The 15,525-nt window shown below is 64.6% G+C and carries 14 protein-coding genes; 10 read left to right on the top strand and 4 right to left on the bottom strand.

Features of this window, described 5'->3' with window-relative positions; translation table 11 throughout:
• The first annotated feature begins 24 nt into the window (after positions 1 to 24).
• Together NL532_RS27140 and NL532_RS27135 are read left to right on the top strand one after the other, a co-directional pair.
• Positions 25 to 1,203, top strand: coding sequence for an MFS transporter (locus NL532_RS27140; protein WP_023751854.1), 1,179 nt, complete (start codon positions 25 to 27; stop codon positions 1,201 to 1,203).
• 60 nt (positions 1,204 to 1,263) lie between these two features.
• Positions 1,264 to 1,683 (top strand): GNAT family N-acetyltransferase, encoded by a 420-nt coding sequence (locus NL532_RS27135; RefSeq protein WP_023692175.1) that lies wholly within the window; start codon positions 1,264 to 1,266, stop codon positions 1,681 to 1,683.
• Here the strand turns inward: NL532_RS27135 and NL532_RS27130 are convergent.
• On the bottom strand, positions 1,680 to 2,795 hold the full coding sequence (locus NL532_RS27130) for an anhydro-N-acetylmuramic acid kinase (RefSeq protein ID WP_023709179.1): 1,116 nt from the start codon (positions 2,793 to 2,795) through the stop codon (positions 1,680 to 1,682). The genes NL532_RS27135 and NL532_RS27130 overlap by 4 nt on opposite strands.
• A 213-nt stretch (positions 2,796 to 3,008) precedes the next feature.
• On the opposite strand from NL532_RS27130, the gene NL532_RS27125 reads away from it, so the two are divergent.
• The 5 genes from NL532_RS27125 to NL532_RS27105 all read left to right on the top strand — a co-directional run bounded on the left by NL532_RS27125 (position 3,009) and on the right by NL532_RS27105 (position 7,772).
• Positions 3,009 to 3,692 carry an SDR family NAD(P)-dependent oxidoreductase gene (locus NL532_RS27125; RefSeq protein WP_023668581.1) on the top strand — a complete coding sequence of 228 codons (684 nt, stop codon included), beginning with the start codon at positions 3,009 to 3,011 and terminating at the stop codon, positions 3,690 to 3,692.
• Positions 3,693 to 3,864: 172 nt separating this feature from the next.
• A complete protein-coding gene (locus NL532_RS27120; protein WP_023828003.1) occupies positions 3,865 to 4,719 on the top strand; it encodes a MetQ/NlpA family lipoprotein in 855 nt (284 codons plus the stop codon).
• 83 nt (positions 4,720 to 4,802) lie between these two features.
• A complete protein-coding gene (locus NL532_RS27115) occupies positions 4,803 to 5,891 on the top strand; it encodes a methionine ABC transporter ATP-binding protein (protein ID WP_023704825.1) in 1,089 nt (362 codons plus the stop codon).
• Positions 5,872 to 6,528 (top strand): methionine ABC transporter permease, encoded by a 657-nt coding sequence (locus NL532_RS27110; protein WP_023668578.1) that lies wholly within the window; start codon positions 5,872 to 5,874, stop codon positions 6,526 to 6,528. The genes NL532_RS27115 and NL532_RS27110 overlap by 20 nt, the downstream gene beginning before the upstream one ends.
• Positions 6,529 to 6,665: 137 nt before the next feature.
• Positions 6,666 to 7,772: an isopenicillin N synthase family dioxygenase gene (locus NL532_RS27105; RefSeq protein WP_023828004.1), complete on the top strand. Its 1,107-nt coding sequence runs from the start codon at positions 6,666 to 6,668 to the stop codon at positions 7,770 to 7,772.
• Between the two features lie 160 nt (positions 7,773 to 7,932).
• On the opposite strand, the gene fba is transcribed toward NL532_RS27105, so the two are convergent.
• The 3 genes from fba to mtnK all read right to left on the bottom strand — a co-directional run bounded on the left by fba (position 7,933) and on the right by mtnK (position 11,672).
• Positions 7,933 to 8,997 carry a class II fructose-bisphosphate aldolase gene (gene fba, locus NL532_RS27100; RefSeq protein ID WP_023729260.1) on the bottom strand — a complete coding sequence of 355 codons (1,065 nt, stop codon included), beginning with the start codon at positions 8,995 to 8,997 and terminating at the stop codon, positions 7,933 to 7,935.
• A 315-nt stretch (positions 8,998 to 9,312) separates the two neighbouring features.
• A complete protein-coding gene (gene mtnA / locus NL532_RS27095) occupies positions 9,313 to 10,407 on the bottom strand; it encodes an S-methyl-5-thioribose-1-phosphate isomerase (RefSeq protein WP_023668575.1) in 1,095 nt (364 codons plus the stop codon).
• Positions 10,404 to 11,672, bottom strand: a complete 1,269-nt coding sequence (mtnK, locus tag NL532_RS27090; RefSeq protein ID WP_023828005.1) for an S-methyl-5-thioribose kinase — start codon at positions 11,670 to 11,672, stop codon at positions 10,404 to 10,406. The genes mtnA and mtnK overlap by 4 nt, the downstream gene beginning before the upstream one ends.
• A gap of 137 nt (positions 11,673 to 11,809) precedes the next feature.
• On the opposite strand from mtnK, the gene NL532_RS27085 reads away from it, so the two are divergent.
• From NL532_RS27085 to NL532_RS27075, 3 genes are all read left to right on the top strand, one after another.
• Positions 11,810 to 13,321 (top strand): sugar ABC transporter ATP-binding protein, encoded by a 1,512-nt coding sequence (locus tag NL532_RS27085; protein ID WP_023825982.1) that lies wholly within the window; start codon positions 11,810 to 11,812, stop codon positions 13,319 to 13,321.
• Positions 13,322 to 13,395: 74 nt separating this feature from the next.
• Complete coding sequence (locus NL532_RS27080) at positions 13,396 to 14,391, top strand: ABC transporter permease (RefSeq protein WP_023668572.1); 996 nt, start codon at positions 13,396 to 13,398, stop codon at positions 14,389 to 14,391.
• A gap of 46 nt (positions 14,392 to 14,437) precedes the next feature.
• Positions 14,438 to 15,490 carry a substrate-binding domain-containing protein gene (locus NL532_RS27075; RefSeq protein WP_023687049.1) on the top strand — a complete coding sequence of 351 codons (1,053 nt, stop codon included), beginning with the start codon at positions 14,438 to 14,440 and terminating at the stop codon, positions 15,488 to 15,490.
• The last annotated feature ends 35 nt before the right edge of the window (positions 15,491 to 15,525 follow it).

Raw genomic sequence — 15,525 nt, 5'->3', positions numbered from 1 at the left:
ATTCAGTTCGGCCATTATGACCCGATGACGAACGCGCATCAAGCTGCAACGCTCCATCAGCCGATTCCGGCGCTGGCCTACCTCCTGACCGGCTGCATCGCCGTCATCGGCTCGAACTCGCTGGTCCTGGGTCCAATTGCTCCGGCAGTCGCCGCATCCTTCGGCACCAGCGTGCCGGCGGTGATGGCCGCGTCGGCTGCCTTCGGTCTCGGCACTTCCGCCAGCGCTTTGTTCCTCGCCCGCTATATCGACGGCGTCGGCGCCCGCCGCATGCTGCAGGGCGCTCTGCTGTTGCTGGCGGTCGGCCTTCTCGCCAGCGCGCTGGCGCCGACGGTGATCATGCTGGTCGCGGCCCAGGCCGTCGCCGGCATCGCCGCGGGCGTCGCCATGCCGGCCATCTATACCAGTGCAGCGGCAATTGCGCCGCCCGGCCGTGAAAGCGGCACGATCGGCGTCGTGCTGACCGGCTGGACGGTCTCCATGGTGGCCGGCGTGTCGCTGTCGGCCGTGCTTGCCGATCTCGTGCACTGGCGCGCCGTCTTCGCCGCCGTCGCGGTGCTTTCCGCCATTGCGCTTGCTGCCTTGTCGATGACCTCGCTCAGCGACGTCAGGAAGGGCGGCCCGGCGCCGTCGCCGTTCGTTGCGCTGGCCATTCCGGGGATCGTGCCGCTGCTCATCGCCTGCACCGCCTTCATGACCGCTTTTTACGGCGTCTACGGCTATCTCGGCGATCATCTGCACCAGGATCTGGGCGAGCCCGTCAGCGCCAATGCGCTGGCCGCGCTCGCCTATGGCGCCGGCTTCGGCGCCGCGGCCTTCCTCGACGGCGTCATCGACCGCATCGGCGCGCGGCGCGTCATGCCCTTCGCCTATCTGCTGGTCGCCGTCGTCTATGTCGCCATCGCGCTCGCAAGCAGCAATTTCGTGCTGATCCTGGCTATGATCGCCATATGGGGCCTTGCCAATCATTTCGGCCTGAACGTGCTGGTGATGCGCCTTACCGCGCTCGATCCGTCGCGCCGTGGCACCATCATGGGCCTGAACAGTTCGGTCACCTACCTCGCCGTCTTCATCGGCACCACCAGCTTCGGGCCGCTTTATTCATCGTTCGGCTTTGCCATCTGCGCGATCGTCGCCGCCGTGCTGATGCTGGTTGCGGCAGCAGCGGGGTCATGGCGGTCGCCTCCGCCCATCAAGCCGTAAAGCTTGCGTCCTCATCCCGTCCTTCGCTAGAGCTTGGCTTGCCATGCGAGCCCCGCCCGGATGAAGACGACGCTTGAAACCACTGCCGACCCCTCGTCAGACGACCTCGCCTTCCTGGCCGAGCGGCTGACGGCGTTCAATGACGGCGATGTCGGCCCCTCCGGCCGCAAGCCGATCGCGGTCTTCGTTCGTGACGAGCACGGCGCTGTCGTCGCCGGCATTTCGGGATACACCGCCTGGGGCTGGCTCTATGTGCAATGGCTGTGGGTCGACGAACGCCTGCGCGGCCAGCATATGGCCGGCGACATGCTGGACGCTGCCGAGCGCGAAGCAGTCGCCCGGGGCTGCCAGACCGCCTGGATCGACACGTTCAATCCGACAGCGGCCAAAGTCTATGAGCGGCAAGGCTACCGGCGTTTCGGCGAGCTGCCTGACTTTCCCATCGGCCGCAGCCGCATCTTCCTGCAGAAGAAGCTCTAACCTGCCAGCCGCCCGCCTTGCATCGGCCGCGGCACGCCGGTGGTGCTGGGAAAGCTGATCGGCAGGCCGCGCAGCACGCGCACGGCTAGGAAGGCAAAGCATTCGGCCTCCACCGCATCGCCTTTCCAGCCCAGTGTCTCGGCCTGCACCACCTCGACGTTGGCGCGCCTCGCCAGCATCGCCATCATCGTCGGGTTGCGGCGGCCGCCGCCACTGACCGCTAGGCGCTTCGGCCGGCGCGGCAACAAATCGAGCGCCTTGCCGACGGCCGAGACGGTGAAGGCCGTCAGCGTCGCCGCCCCATCCTCTGCGCTGAGGCCGTCGGCCATGGCGGCGCCGAAGTCGAAACGGTCGAGCGATTTCGGATAGGGCTTGGTCAGATACGGATGCTGGAGCAATTTGGCCAGCCGCACTTCATCGACGGTGCCGGCCGCGCCCAGTGCGCCGTCGCGGTCCATCTCGCCGAGGCCGTTTGCCTTGATGAAATCGTTGAGCGGCGCGTTGGCCGGGCCAGTGTCGAAGGCGACGATGTTGTCCTTGCCGTCCCACCAAGTGACGTTGCCGACACCGCCGAGATTGAGCACAGCGGTGTCCCCGCTGGCGTCGGCTTCCCTCAAAAGCGCCGCGTGGTAGGCAGCCGCCAGTGGTGCGCCCTGGCCGCCAGCGCGCACATCGTCCGAGCGGAAATCATAGGCGACCTTGGCGCCCAAAATGGAATGCATCAGCGCGCCATCGCCCAACTGGCGCGTATCGCCGCGCCGCCCGGGTTGCGGGGCACGATGCAGCACGGTTTGGCCGTGAAAACCGACCACGCCGATATCGCCTATGGTTAGGCCGTAGCTTTCGACAAGGTCCTTCACCGCCGCCGACTGCGCCCGCGTCAGCGCCTCCTCGGCTTCGGCAAAGATCGCCGGCTCCGGCCCGTCGAAATTCCACACCCGGGCCTGACGCAGCGTCTCCTCCAGCAAGGCACGGATCGCTGCGGGGTAGGGGGCCAGCGTATAGGTGCCGAAATCGGCGATCCGCTCGCCATCGGTCTTGATCAGCGCCACGTCGATATTGCCGTCAAGCACGGTGCCGGTCATCAGGCCGACGGCCCAGATTGGTTCCACGGTCGACTCCCTTGCGACACCGTTTGCGATTCCAACGCAATCACCTGTCGGACGGATTGTCTCGCCAGGCAAGACCCTGGCCGCGGTCGATTGCTCCGAACCTGCCGGCAGAGTTTTTCACCGAACAGCGAAAATCGAGCAACGCCGTTCTTGCGTCTCGCCGCTCAAGACGCCAGCTATGAGACGAACACGTCATCGCCAAGGAGAAACGACATGGCATCCGAAGTCGCAGTGATCGCCGGCGCGGGTGCGGGCCTGAGCGCCTCTTTGGCACGCCTTCTCACCACGGAAGGCTATCGTGTGGTGCTGGCCGCCCGCAACACGGCCAAACTCGCGGCGCTGGTCGGGGAAACCGGCGCGCTGGCCGTCGAAACCGACGTCGCCGATCCGGCCTCCGTCGCCGGCCTGTTTGACGCCGCCGACAAGCAAGGCCCGCTGGCCCTTGCCGTCTTCAATGCCAGCGGCCGCACGCGCGGCCCGATCGCCGAGGTCGATCCCGATGCGGTCAAACAAGCCTTGCTTGTCGGCGCCTATGGCGGCTTCCTGGTCGGCCAGCAAGCGGCGCGGCGGCTGCTTGCGCGCGGCTCCGGTTCGATTCTTTTCACCGGCGCCTCCGCCAGCATCAAGGGCTTTCCCAACTCCGCCGGCTTTGCCATGCCGAAATTCGGCCTGCGCGGTCTGGCTCAGTCGATGGCGCGCGAACTCTTCCCGAAGAACATCCATGTCGCCCATTTCATTATCGACGGCCAGATCGAGCCGGTCGGGACGAAGCCCGAGCGACCGGACAGCCAGCTGTCGCCCGATGCGATCGCGCAGACCTATCTCGCGACCCATCGCCAGCATCGCAGCGCCTGGAGCTTCGAGGTCGAGCTGCGGCCCTTTGTCGAGACATTCTGACCGGTCCGGCGTGACCGTTCTCGCAATTGCGAAATCTTTGAGAGAATATTCCCGGCTTCGTGTTTGAGAAGAAATGCGGTTCTTTGATCCGGCAAGCAGCATTGCCGATGATGTCGTCAAGGCTTGGTATTCCACCTCGCCGCAATGACTTCAGGATTACGAGGGATCGACAATGTCCGAACGCGGAAACGCTTCCAGCTCTCTTCTTTTTTCAGCCATCAGCCGGCGAGCTGCCCTTGCGGCACTTTTTGCCTCGGCCGTCACGCTTGCCGGTCTGGCTCAGCCGACGCCGTCCTTCGCCGAGGACAAGAAGTCTATCAAGGTCGGCATCATCAGCGGCGAGGATGAGGATGTCTGGCGCGTCGTCGTCGCCCAGGCCGCCGAAAAAGGCCTGACCGTCGAGACCGTGGTGTTCAACGACTACACCCAGCCCAACGAGGCGCTCGAGCGCGGCGAGATCGACGCCAACGCCTTCCAGCACCAGCCCTATCTCGACAACCAGATCAAGACCCAAGGGTACCACATCGTGCGCGTCGGCTACACCGGCGTCTGGCCGATCGGCCTCTACTCCAAGAAATACACCAAGGTTGCCGACCTGCCCGAAGGCGCCGTCATCGGCTTGCCCAACGACCCCTCGAATGAGGGCCGCGCGTTGCGCGTTCTGGAGAACGAAGGCGTGATCAAGCTGAAGGACGGCACCGGCGTCCTGGCGACCACCGCCGACATTGCCGAGAACCCTAAGAAGGTCGTCATCAAGGAACTGGACGCCGGCATTGTCGGCCGCTCGGTCGAGGATCTCGACGCGGCTGTCGTCAACACCGACTGGGCGCTGAAGAGCGGTCTCGGCCCGGACAACCGCATCGCCCAGGAGCCAGTGGCCGACAACCCCTACCGCAACTTCATCGCCGTGAAATCCGGCAACGAGAACGAGGCGTGGGTGAAGACGCTGGTCGCGTCCTACCAGAACGAGGCGGTCAAGGCCGAGTTCGACAAGGTCTACAAGGGCACCGGGATCAGCGCCTATTGATTGGCGCCTGGTTGTCAGGAGCAGGCGGCCCGCTGTTGAGCGGGCCGCTGTCGCATTTGTCGAGCGTTGAAACGGACAGTGAGATGAACCAGCACGTCACGGCCGAGGCATCCGGTCCGGTCAATATATCGGCCGGGCAAGAAGATGTCGTACGCCTCGTCGACCTCAAGCGCCGCTTTGGCGCGACGCCTGCGCTCGACGGCGTCTCGCTGACGGTGAAGAAGGGCGAGATCCTCGGCATCATCGGCCGCAGCGGAGCCGGCAAGTCGACGCTGATCCGCTGCCTCAACGGGCTGGAGCGGCCGGACTCCGGCGACGTCTTCATCGAGGGCCGCGAGATCGGCCGGCTCGGCGAGCGTGAATTGCAGCCGCTGCGGCGTCGCATCGGCATGATCTTCCAGCACTTCAATCTGCTGTCGGCCAAGACCGTGGAGGACAATGTCGCGCTGCCGCTGAAGATCGAGGGCCGCCCAAAGGCCGAACGGCTGGCGCGCGCCGCCGAATTGCTCCACCTCGTCGGCCTGTCGGAGAAGGCGAAGGCCTATCCGTCCTCGCTGTCGGGCGGCCAGAAGCAGCGCGTCGGCATCGCCAGGGCGCTGGCCGCGCGGCCAGCGCTGCTGCTGTCCGACGAGGCGACCTCAGCGCTCGATCCGGAGACGACGCGCTCCATCCTGGCCTTGCTGAAAGACATCAACCGGCAGCTCGGCCTGACCATCCTGCTCATCACCCACGAGATGGAGGTGATCCGCTCGATCGCCGACCGCGTCGCGGTGATCGATGCCGGGCGCATCGTCGAGCAAGGCCCGGTGTGGTCGGTCTTTGCCGAGCCGCGTTCCGAAATCACCAGGAGCCTGCTCGGCGGCATCCGCCCGCAACTGCCGGCCGAGATTGCCGGCCGGCTTGCTCCCGGAGGCGGCGCCGAGCTCATCCTCAGGGTCGACGTCGCAGGTGAGGCCGCGCGCGGTCCGCTGCTGTCCGATCTTGCGGTGGCGGTGCCGGGGCCGTTCCGCCTCGTCCATGGTGGCATCGACCATGTCCAGCAGCAGCCGGTCGGCACGCTGTTCCTTGCGGTCGCGGGCAACGATCCGAAACATCTGTCGAAAGTAATCGCATTCCTGAAGGCCCGCGACGCACGGGTGGAGGTGCTTGGCCATGTCGCCGGTTCTGTTTGAACTTCTGCTGCGCTCGATCTGGGAGACGGTCCTGATGACGGCGGCATCGGGCCTCATCTCGCTCGTCTTCGGGCTGCCGCTCGGCCTGGCATTGATTGCCACCGAGCGCGGCGGCATTGCCGAAAGCCTGTGGGTGAACCGCGCGCTCGGCGCCGTCATCAACGGCTTCCGCTCGGTGCCTTTCATCATCCTTCTGGTGGCGCTGATCCCGGTGACGCGGCTGATCGTCGGCACCTCGATCGGCACCTGGGCGGCGATCGTGCCGTTGTCGATTGCGGCGACGCCCTACTATGCCCGCATCGCCGAAGTGTCGCTGCGCGAGGTCGATCGCGGCCTGATCGAGGCGGCGCGCGCCATGGGCGGCAACCGCTGGACGATCATCCGCGAGGTGCTGGTGCCCGAAGCTTTGCCCGGCATCGTTGCTGGTTTCACGGTGACGCTGGTAACGCTGATCGGCGCCTCGGCCATGGCCGGCGCCATCGGTGCCGGCGGGCTTGGCGACCTCGCCATCCGCTACGGCTACCAGCGTTTTGAGACCAGCGTCATGGTCGCCGTGGTCATTGTGCTGATCATCCTCGTTTGCGGCATCCAGTGGGTCGGCGACCGGCTGGTCGCCAGGCTGGACCGGCGCGGATAAGCGGCCACGAACGTTATTTGCCGGCAGGCTGCCAAACGCAGCGCCGGCTTTCTCCATCGGCGCCGAGATTGGATTGCGCGTTGCTTTGATCGGACCGGCCTGCGTGCCACCGTGACAGCGGAACAAGGAGCTTGACCATGCCCAGGATCGTACCCGTGCTTGATCTCGGCCGCCTCGAACAGGGCGCTTCGGAACGGCGAACGTTTCTCTTCGACCTGCGCACGGCCGCGCGCGATGTCGGCTTCTTCTATTTGACCGGCCACGGCATATCGGCTACGGATACCGCAGAAGTGCTCGACGCCTCGCGCCGGTTCTTTGCCTTGCCGGAAGCCGACAAACTGGCGATCGAAATGGTGAAGTCCTCGCAGTTCCGCGGCTACACGCGCGCCGGCGGCGAGCTGACCAAAGGCAAGGCCGACTGGCGCGAACAGCTCGACATCGGCGTCGAACGCCCGGCCATCGAACAAGGCCCCGGCGTGCCCGCCTGGACGCGGCTGCAAGGGCCGAACCAGTGGCCGGGGGCACTGCCCGAGCTGAAGCCGGCTCTGCTGGCATGGCAGACCAAGGCGACAGCGGTAGCGATCCGGCTGCTCAGGGCCTTCGCTTTGTCGCTCGACCAGACCGAGGATGCCTTCGATCCGATCTACCGGGCCGAGCCCAACCACCGCATGAAGATCGTGCGCTACCCCGGTCGCGACGCCACCGGCGATGACCAGGGCGTCGGCGCGCACAAGGATGGCGGTTTCCTGACGCTTCTGCTGCAGGACGAGAGCAAGGGCCTGCAGGTCGAATATGACGGTGCCTGGGTCGACGTCGATCCGCTGCCCGACACGCTGGTGGTCAACATCGGCGAACTGCTCGAACTGGCGTCGAACGGCTATCTCCGGGCGACAGTCCACCGTGTGGTGACACCGCCAGCCGGCGTCGAGCGCGTCTCGGTCCCGTTCTTCTTCAGCGCCCGGCTCGACGCCACGATTCCGCTGCTCGACCTGCCCGAGAATCTGGCGGCCGAGGCGCGCGGGCCGGCCAGCGACCCCGACAACCCGCTGTTTCGCAATGTCGGCACCAATGTGCTGAAGAGCCGCCTGCGCTCGCATCCCGACGTGGCGCGCCGGCACTATGCCGATCTTCTGGAAACCGACGCCTCACCGGCTGAAATCTTTCAAAACGAGAACGAAATTTCCGAATCTCGCGTTGTTTTAGAAAGCCGTTCGTCGCCATCTGCCGCGAATACGCGCATATAGGAATTATCGTTCGGCGGTTTCCTCCCATTCCACCGAGCGGTGTTCCCCTCTGAAGGTTCTTGACCTTCTTTTGGCCGGGCCGCTTTCGCGCCCGGCCCTTTTTATGTCAAGAGCTCTTCTTTCTTCCCCACAAGGGGAGAAGGAAGAGGCGCCAGGTACTTCACCCAAACTTCGGATCAAGGCTGCCCGACTTGTACCGCTTGGCCATCTCAGCTACCGGCAGCGGCTTGATCTTCTGGGCATTGCCGGCGGTGCCGAACTGCTCGAAGCGCTCCTTGCACAGCTTGCGCATCGCCGCCATCGCCGGCGTCAGATATTTGCGCGGATCGAACTCGCTCGGGTTTTCGGTCAGCACCTTGCGGATGGCGCCGGTCAGCGCCATGCGGTTGTCGGTGTCGATGTTGATCTTGCGCACGCCGTGCTTGATGCCGCGCTGGATCTCTTCCACCGGCACGCCCCAGGTCGGCTTCATCTGGCCGCCATATTTGTTGATGATCTCCTGCAGGTCCTCGGGCACCGAGGACGAGCCGTGCATGACCAGATGCATGTTGGGCAGGCGGCGGTGGATTTCCTCGATGACATTCATCGCCAGCACCGCGCCGTCCGGCTTGCGCGAGAATTTGTAGGCGCCGTGGCTGGTGCCCATGGCGACAGCCAGCGCATCGACATGGGTGTCCTTGACGAATTCGACCGCCTGCACTGGGTCGGTCAAGAGCTGGTCGTGGCTGATGGCGCCTTCGACGCCGTGGCCGTCTTCCTGCTCGCCGCCGCCGCTCTCAAGCGAACCGAGCACACCGATCTCGCCTTCCACCGACACGCCGCCCCAATGCGCCATGTCGACGACGCGCCGGGTGATTCCGGAATTGTAGGCATAGTCGGCCGGCGTCTTGCCGTCCTCTTTCAGCGAGCCGTCCATCATCACCGAGGTGAAGCCGTACTGGATGGCGGTGACGCAGGTGGCTTCGTTGTTGCCATGGTCGAGATGCATGCAGACCGGGATGTCGGGGTGGATTTCGACCAGCGCGTCGATCAGCTTGGCCAGCACCACATCATTGGCGTAGGCGCGGGCGCCGCGGCTTGCCTGCAGGATGACCGGCGACTTGGTCTCCTCGGCCGCCTCCATGATGGCGAGGCCCTGTTCCATATTGTTCATGTTGAAAGCGGGTACGCCGTAGCCGTACTCGGCGGCGTGATCGAGCAATTGTCTCAGTGTTATGCGAGCCACCCAATAGTCTCCCGTATCTGGTTTCAAGCGCAACGTCGCGGGCCGGCCGGTTGCCGGCCAGATGCTTCTGGCCGGATTTCGCCAGAACCGCAACCGTCCGCCGCCATCGAGGCCGCAATTCTTGTTGCAGGGCTGAAATCCGGTAGCCAGCCGGTGAGGCGCTAATCTCCCTCATTGAGGGGGAGATGGCCGGCAGGCCAGAGGGGGTCGGTTCGACTGGAGCGCTAGCGTAATCTGTCGGTGCTGGGAGGTCGCGTCAGGACGCGCCGATCCCCTCTGTCGCCTTTGGCGACATCTCCCCCTCAAGGGGGGAGATTATCCGCGTTCGGGGAACATCGCCTTCAACCCTTCGCGCGAAGCCTTGGCCACACCGCGCTCGGTGATCAGCCCCGTCACCAGCCGTGCCGGCGTCACATCGAACGCCGGATTGGCCGCCGGCGTCGCTTCGGGCGAAACCCGAACCTGCGCGATCTTGCCGTCCGCCGTCTTGCCCCAGACCAGCGACACCTCGTCACCGGAGCGTTCCTCGATCGGGATTTCGGTGAGGCCATCACCCACCGTCCAGTCGATGGTCGGCGAGGGCAGAGCGACGTAGAAGGGCACCTCATTATCGGAGGCGGCGAGCGCCTTGAGATAGGTGCCGATCTTGTTGCAGACGTCGCCATTGGCCGTGGTGCGGTCGGTGCCCACGATCACCATGTCGACCGCGCCACGCTGCATCAGATGGCCGCCGGCATTGTCGACGATCAGCGTGTGCGGCACGCCGTGGCCGGCCATCTCCCAGGCGGTCAGCTGGGCGCCCTGGTTGCGCGGGCGCGTCTCGTCGACATAGACATGGACCGGAATGCCGGCCTCGACGGCGAGATAGATCGGCGACGTGGCGGTGCCGTAATCGACCGTCGCCAGCCAACCGGCGTTGCAATGGGTGAGGATGTTGACCGGCTCGCCCGGCTTCTTGCGTGCCGCGATCTCCTTGATGATGGCAAGCCCGTTCTCGCCGATGGCGCGATTGAGATCGACATCCTCGTCGGCGATTTCCGCGGCGCGCTTATAGGCCGCCTCCGCGCGCTGTCCCAATACGATCGGCCTGAGGAACCGCCGCATCTCGTCCAGTGCCCAGCGTAGATTGATCGCAGTCGGCCGCGTCTTGTGCAGCGTCTCCCAGACCGCGTCGAGCGCTTCGTCAGACGGATCGTCCGCCATCTGGATGGCGACGCCGTAGGCCGCGGTGACGCCGATCAGCGGCGCGCCACGAACCCACATGTCACGGATCGCGGTGGCGATGCCGGCAACGCTCCCGATCGTCTCGACCCGGAACTCGTGCGGCAGCCAGCGCTGGTCGATGATCTCGACCGAACGCTGGTCGTCGCTCAGCCAGATGGTGCGGTAGTGGCGCTCGCCGACGTTCAAATCCTGCTCTCCCGTTCGATCAAAGCGGCCAGATTATTGACCTCGTCCATGCCGTGAATCTGGCGCCGGTTGACGGCGATGTGACGGCCGAATTTCAGCGCCTTGGCCTCGCAGGAGGCTCGCAGATCCTCGTCCTCGATGGTCTCGAAATCGGCATTGTGGGCGAGGCCGAGGATGCGCCGGTGCACCTCGATGCCGGCAAAGCCCAAGAGGTCGGTCCAGATCTGGTGCAGCACATGGTCGAGCGCCTGCTCCGAGGCGAGAATGTCGCCCTGATCCTCGAACAGGCTCTTCTGGTAAAGCATGCCGGTGCGCTCGGTGCGCCATAGATGCGAGAACTCGGCGCGGAACACCGTCCAGGTGTCGTTGGTCACCCCGAGCAGATAGGCACGCATGGCGTCACGCTTGCCCTTCTGTTCATGGCCGCGCTGCGAGAAGTAGGACATCCAGAAATTGGCGAGCAGCATGCCTACATCGAAGGCCATCGGACCGTAGAAGGCGAACTCCGGATCGATCATCCGCGTCTCGGTGTCGGTGACCATGATCGAGCCCGAATGCAGGTCGCCATGCAGCAGCGTCTCGGCGTTGGCGGCGAAGATATGCTTCAGCCGCTGCGCTTCGACCTTGAGGTCGCGGTCGGCGCGCAGTTCGGCAACCAGGCCGTCGAGCTGCGGCGAGGTGTGCCGGTTCAGCTTGGCATCGAAATATGGGTCGGAAAACACCAGGTTTTCGGTGATGCCGCAGAGCTCGACATTGTCGGCAAACAGCGCCAGGTCGGCCTTGCGGTCCTTGGTGGGCATGGAGAGATCAGAGCCGCGGAACAAAGTGCGGGCCATGAACAGGCCGATGTCGCGGGCGATATTTGGCAACTCGCGGCCGTCGATCAGGGCACGGCGCAGGATGATGTGCGGCGGCGCCAGATATTCCATGATGATCAGCGCCTGGGCTTCGTCAAAATGGAGGATCGCCGGCACCGAGTCCGGCGCGCGCGCCTCTTGCCGCGTCAGCGCGTGATACTCGAAGAAGGAGCGTTTGAGCGGCAACGGCCAGCTGTCGCCGACGAGGCGAACATAGGGCAGGGCCTGCTTGACCACGGCCGCACCCGAGCCGCCTTCGACGATGAAGACGAGGTTCAGATTGCCGTCGCCGACCTCGCGCACCTTCCAAGGGCCCTTGCCGATTTTGGCGCACAGCGCTTCGTTCGTACCGAGGCGCGTTGCAAGCGTCTCCACCGACAGTGCTTCAAACGGCAATTTCGCAGTCATTCCTCACCCTCCCGCTTGCTCGCTCCAATCATAGTGGAGCGATGGCGGTGAGGCCAAGCTAGGAAGCTGACTGGCAATTGTCAATCGAGTTGACAATTGATGACGTAGCCCATAGCGTCATCTTCAGGGAGGAACGAATGGGCAATGATGCCGTGTTCCGCGTGGACGGGCTGAGGAAATCCTTCGGCCATATCGAGGTGCTTGGCGGCGTCTCGCTCGAACTGCATGCCGGTGAGATCACCGTGCTGATGGGCGCCAATGGCGCCGGTAAGTCCACCCTCGTGAAAATTATCAGCGGCGTCTACGACCATGCCGGCGGCACCATGCACCTGGCCGGTCATGATTTCGCGCCGAACACGCCGGCCGAGGCGATCCGCGCAGGCGTCGTCACCGTGCATCAAAACATCAATGACGGCGTCGTCGCCGATCTCGATGTCGCCACCAATCTGACGCTCGACCGGCTGAGCGGCAAGGGCGCGCCGCTGCTGTTCAACCCCGGCCGGGTGCGCCGCGAAGCCAAAGCGGTGGCCGACCGCATGGGGCTCGCCATTGACCTCAAGGCCCGCATCAGCGACCTGTCGCTGGCCGATCGCCAGATGGTGGCCATCGCGCGCGCCATGGCGCACCAGCCGAAAGTGCTGATCCTCGACGAGCCGACCTCGTCGCTGTCCAGCGCCGAGGCCGACCGGCTGTTTGCGCTGCTCGACCGCTTGCGCGAGCAGGGCGTCGCCATCCTCTACATCTCGCATCGCATGTCGGATATCAGGCGGCTGGCCGACCGCATCGTCTCGATGCGCGATGGCGTCATCTCAGGCGTCTTCGACAGCAAGCCTCTCGACTATGAGGGCGCCGTTAACGCCATGCTCGGCCGCAAGATCCATCTTGACCGCATCGAAGCCAGGAGTTCTGCCGAGCCGATCCTGACCGTCGATGCCTTCCGCATCGCCCCTGGTGCCCGGCCATTCTCGCTGACTCTCGGCGACGGCGAGGTCGTTGCCATTACCGGCCTCGTCGGCGTCGGCAAGACCGCGCTCGCCGAGACGCTGTTCGGCTTGCGCAAACCGCTGTCCGGCACGATGACTTTATATGGCAAGCCCTATGCGCCCGCGTCGACCGGCGAAGCCATCGCCGCCGGCGTGTTTCTGGTCGCCAAGGACCGTGGCGAAAACGGCATCGTCGGCGGCTTCAACATCCAGGAAAACATCAGCCTGCCCTTCCACAAGCGCATGTCGCGCTTTTCAGTTCTCAAACGCGGCCTTGAACGCACTATTGCCCGCCGGCAGATCGAGGATCTCGGCATCGTCTGCCGCTCGGAGAAGGACGAGATGACCACTCTGTCGGGCGGCAACCAGCAGAAGGTGATGGTGGCCCGCTGGATGGCGCAGGACGCCCGATTGTTCATTCTCGACGAACCGTTCCAGGGCGTCGATATCTCCGCCAGGCGCGACATCGCCGCCAAGCTGAGGGCCAGCGCCAATGGCCGCGCCACGCTGCTGTTCGTCACCGAACTCGACGAGGCACTGGAGACGGCCGATCGCATATTGGTGATGTCCGAGCAGACCATCGTCGGCGAACACCGCAACGCCGATGTCGATCTCGACCGTCTGCTGGCCGAAGTCGCGGGCGGGCCGTTGCACAGTGCGGCCTGAGCCACGATGATTGAAGAACTGAGGGTTGGAATGGAGTGCACGGGTTTGAGTTGGGTATTGACGGCGGGCGCTGAATGACGCTGCGCGATTACGCTATCCGCTACGGGTTCATCGTGCTTCTGTTCGGGCTGATCGCGTATTTCGCCATCGCCGCCGACGGGTTCGTCTCGCCGCAAAGTGCCGTCTTCATTTTCCAGTCGGTCGCCATCACCGGCGTGCTGGCGCTGGGCGTCACCGCCACACTGGTTGTCGGCGGCTTCGATCTCTCGATCGGCTCGGTCGCCACATCGGCCATGATGGCGGCTGCCTATGTCATGGTGGTGCTGGAGCAGAACGTTGTCGTCGCTGTCCTCATCTGCCTGCTCATCGGCGCCCTTGTCGGCCTCATCAATGGCTGGCTGATCGTCTATATGCGCGTGCCCGATCTGCTGGCGACGCTCGGCATGATGTTCCTGCTCGTCGGCTTGCAGCGCATCCCGACTGAAGGACGCTCCATCGCCACCGGTATGACAATGCCGGACGGCTCGGTCGCCAACGGCAAATTCTCCGACGCCTTCCTGGCGCTCGGCCGCCACCGCTTCGACTTCTTCATCCCGAACCTCATTCCGGTCTCGGTGGTCGTGCTGATCGTGCTCGCCGTGCTGATCTGGTTCTTCCTCGAATACACACGCTTCGGCCGCATGATGTATGCCGTGGGCAGCAATGAACGGGCCGCCGAACTCGCCGGCGCGCCTGTCAAGGCATACAAGATCTGGGCCTACGTCATTTCAGGAGTTTTTGCCTCGATCGGCGGGATTTTGCTGGCCGCACGGCTTGGACGCGGTGACATCGCGTCGGGTAATAATCTGCTGCTCGATGCGGTTGCCGCGGCGCTGATCGGCTACGCGGTGCTCGGCGCCGCCAAGCCGAACGCCTTCGGCACCGCCATCGGCGCGCTGTTCGTCGGCATCCTGCTGCAAGGCCTGACGATGATGAACGCGCCTTACTACACGCAGGATTTCGTCAAGGGCGTGGTTCTCGTCGTCGCCCTTGTCTTTACCTTCGCCCTTTCCGGCCGGGGCAGGAGATAGAATGGCTGCCGGGACAGTTTTGGGTTCAACAAACGGAGGAAAGAACGTGAACATCACAAGACGACTTTTGGGGAAGGTCGCGCTCGGATTGGCCGGCGCAACAATGCTGATGCAGGTCCCGGCCTTTGCCGCCGACAAGCCGGCGCCGTTCGACAAGCCCGGCGTCAAGATCGCGCTGGTGCGCTATCTCTCGACCGGCGATTTCTTCCAGGCCTATCTCTCGGGCGTCGAGTCCCAGTCCAAGGCGCTCGGCATCGATCTGCGCGTGCTCGACAGCCGCCAGGACGCCGCCCTTCAATCCGACATGGTCGACCAGGCCATCGCACTCGGCGTGCAGGGCATCATCATCCAGCACGGCCTGACGGAATCGATGAAGGACGCCGCCCAGCGCGCGGTCGATGCCGGCATCAAGGTCGTCGCCTTCGACGTCAATGTCGAAAACCCCAAGATCCCGCAGATCGAACAGTCCGACAAGGACCTTGCGCGCCTGGCGCTCGAGCAGGCGGTCAAGGACAATGGCGAGAGCTGGAACGCCGGCTATGTCTATGTCGCTGGCATCGCGCCGCTCGACCGCCGCAACGAGACCTGGGTCGACGTGAAGAAGAAACATGCCGGCATCAAGGAAGTCGCGATGTTCGGCACGCTCGACAACCCGATCGCCAACTCGGTCGCCAACCAGGCGCGCTCGGTGCTGCAGGCGCATCCCGACATCAATGTGATGTTCGCGCCCTATGACGAGTTCGCCAAGGGTGTGAAGATCGCCGTCGACGAGGCGGGGCTGAACAAGAAGATCAAGATCTACTCCGCCGACATCTCTACCTCGGACATCGCGGCCATGCGCGAGACCGACAGCGCCTGGGCCGCCACCGCCGCCACCAACCCTGCCGTCGTCGGCCAGGTCTCGGTGCGCGCGCTGGCGCAGCTGCTCGCCGGTGAAGATCCCGGCCACAACGTCGTCGTGCCGCCGACGCTGATCACCCAGAAGGACCTGATCGACAAGGACATCAAGAACATGGAGGACCTGTCGGCCAAGCTGCCGCAATTCGCCCATGCCGATGTCGCCATGCCGGCCTGGATGCCGAACCCGAACGCGAAGTAGGATCGGTCGTCTGATAGATGCGAAGGGCGGCTATG

The organism is Mesorhizobium sp. C120A (genome assembly GCF_030323105.1).
Classification (GTDB): Bacteria; Pseudomonadota; Alphaproteobacteria; order Rhizobiales; family Rhizobiaceae; genus Mesorhizobium.
The sequence above is the reverse complement of the archived record's forward strand: the minus strand, read 5'-3'. Positions and strand labels throughout refer to the sequence as shown.

Excerpts from the sequence above, each read along its gene's own strand:
- NL532_RS27140 (WP_023751854.1), top strand. The coding sequence starts at position 25 with ATGACGAACGCGCATCAAGCTGCAACGCTCCATCAGCCGATTCCGGCG.
- NL532_RS27135 (WP_023692175.1), top strand. The coding sequence starts at position 1,264 with ATGAAGACGACGCTTGAAACCACTGCCGACCCCTCGTCAGACGACCTC.
- NL532_RS27125 (WP_023668581.1), top strand. The coding sequence starts at position 3,009 with ATGGCATCCGAAGTCGCAGTGATCGCCGGCGCGGGTGCGGGCCTGAGC.
- NL532_RS27120 (WP_023828003.1), top strand. The coding sequence starts at position 3,865 with ATGTCCGAACGCGGAAACGCTTCCAGCTCTCTTCTTTTTTCAGCCATC.
- NL532_RS27115 (WP_023704825.1), top strand. The coding sequence starts at position 4,803 with ATGAACCAGCACGTCACGGCCGAGGCATCCGGTCCGGTCAATATATCG.
- NL532_RS27110 (WP_023668578.1), top strand. The coding sequence starts at position 5,872 with ATGTCGCCGGTTCTGTTTGAACTTCTGCTGCGCTCGATCTGGGAGACG.
- NL532_RS27105 (WP_023828004.1), top strand. The coding sequence starts at position 6,666 with ATGCCCAGGATCGTACCCGTGCTTGATCTCGGCCGCCTCGAACAGGGC.
- mtnK (WP_023828005.1), bottom strand. The coding sequence starts at position 11,672 with ATGACTGCGAAATTGCCGTTTGAAGCACTGTCGGTGGAGACGCTTGCA.
- NL532_RS27085 (WP_023825982.1), top strand. The coding sequence starts at position 11,810 with ATGGGCAATGATGCCGTGTTCCGCGTGGACGGGCTGAGGAAATCCTTC.
- NL532_RS27080 (WP_023668572.1), top strand. The coding sequence starts at position 13,396 with ATGACGCTGCGCGATTACGCTATCCGCTACGGGTTCATCGTGCTTCTG.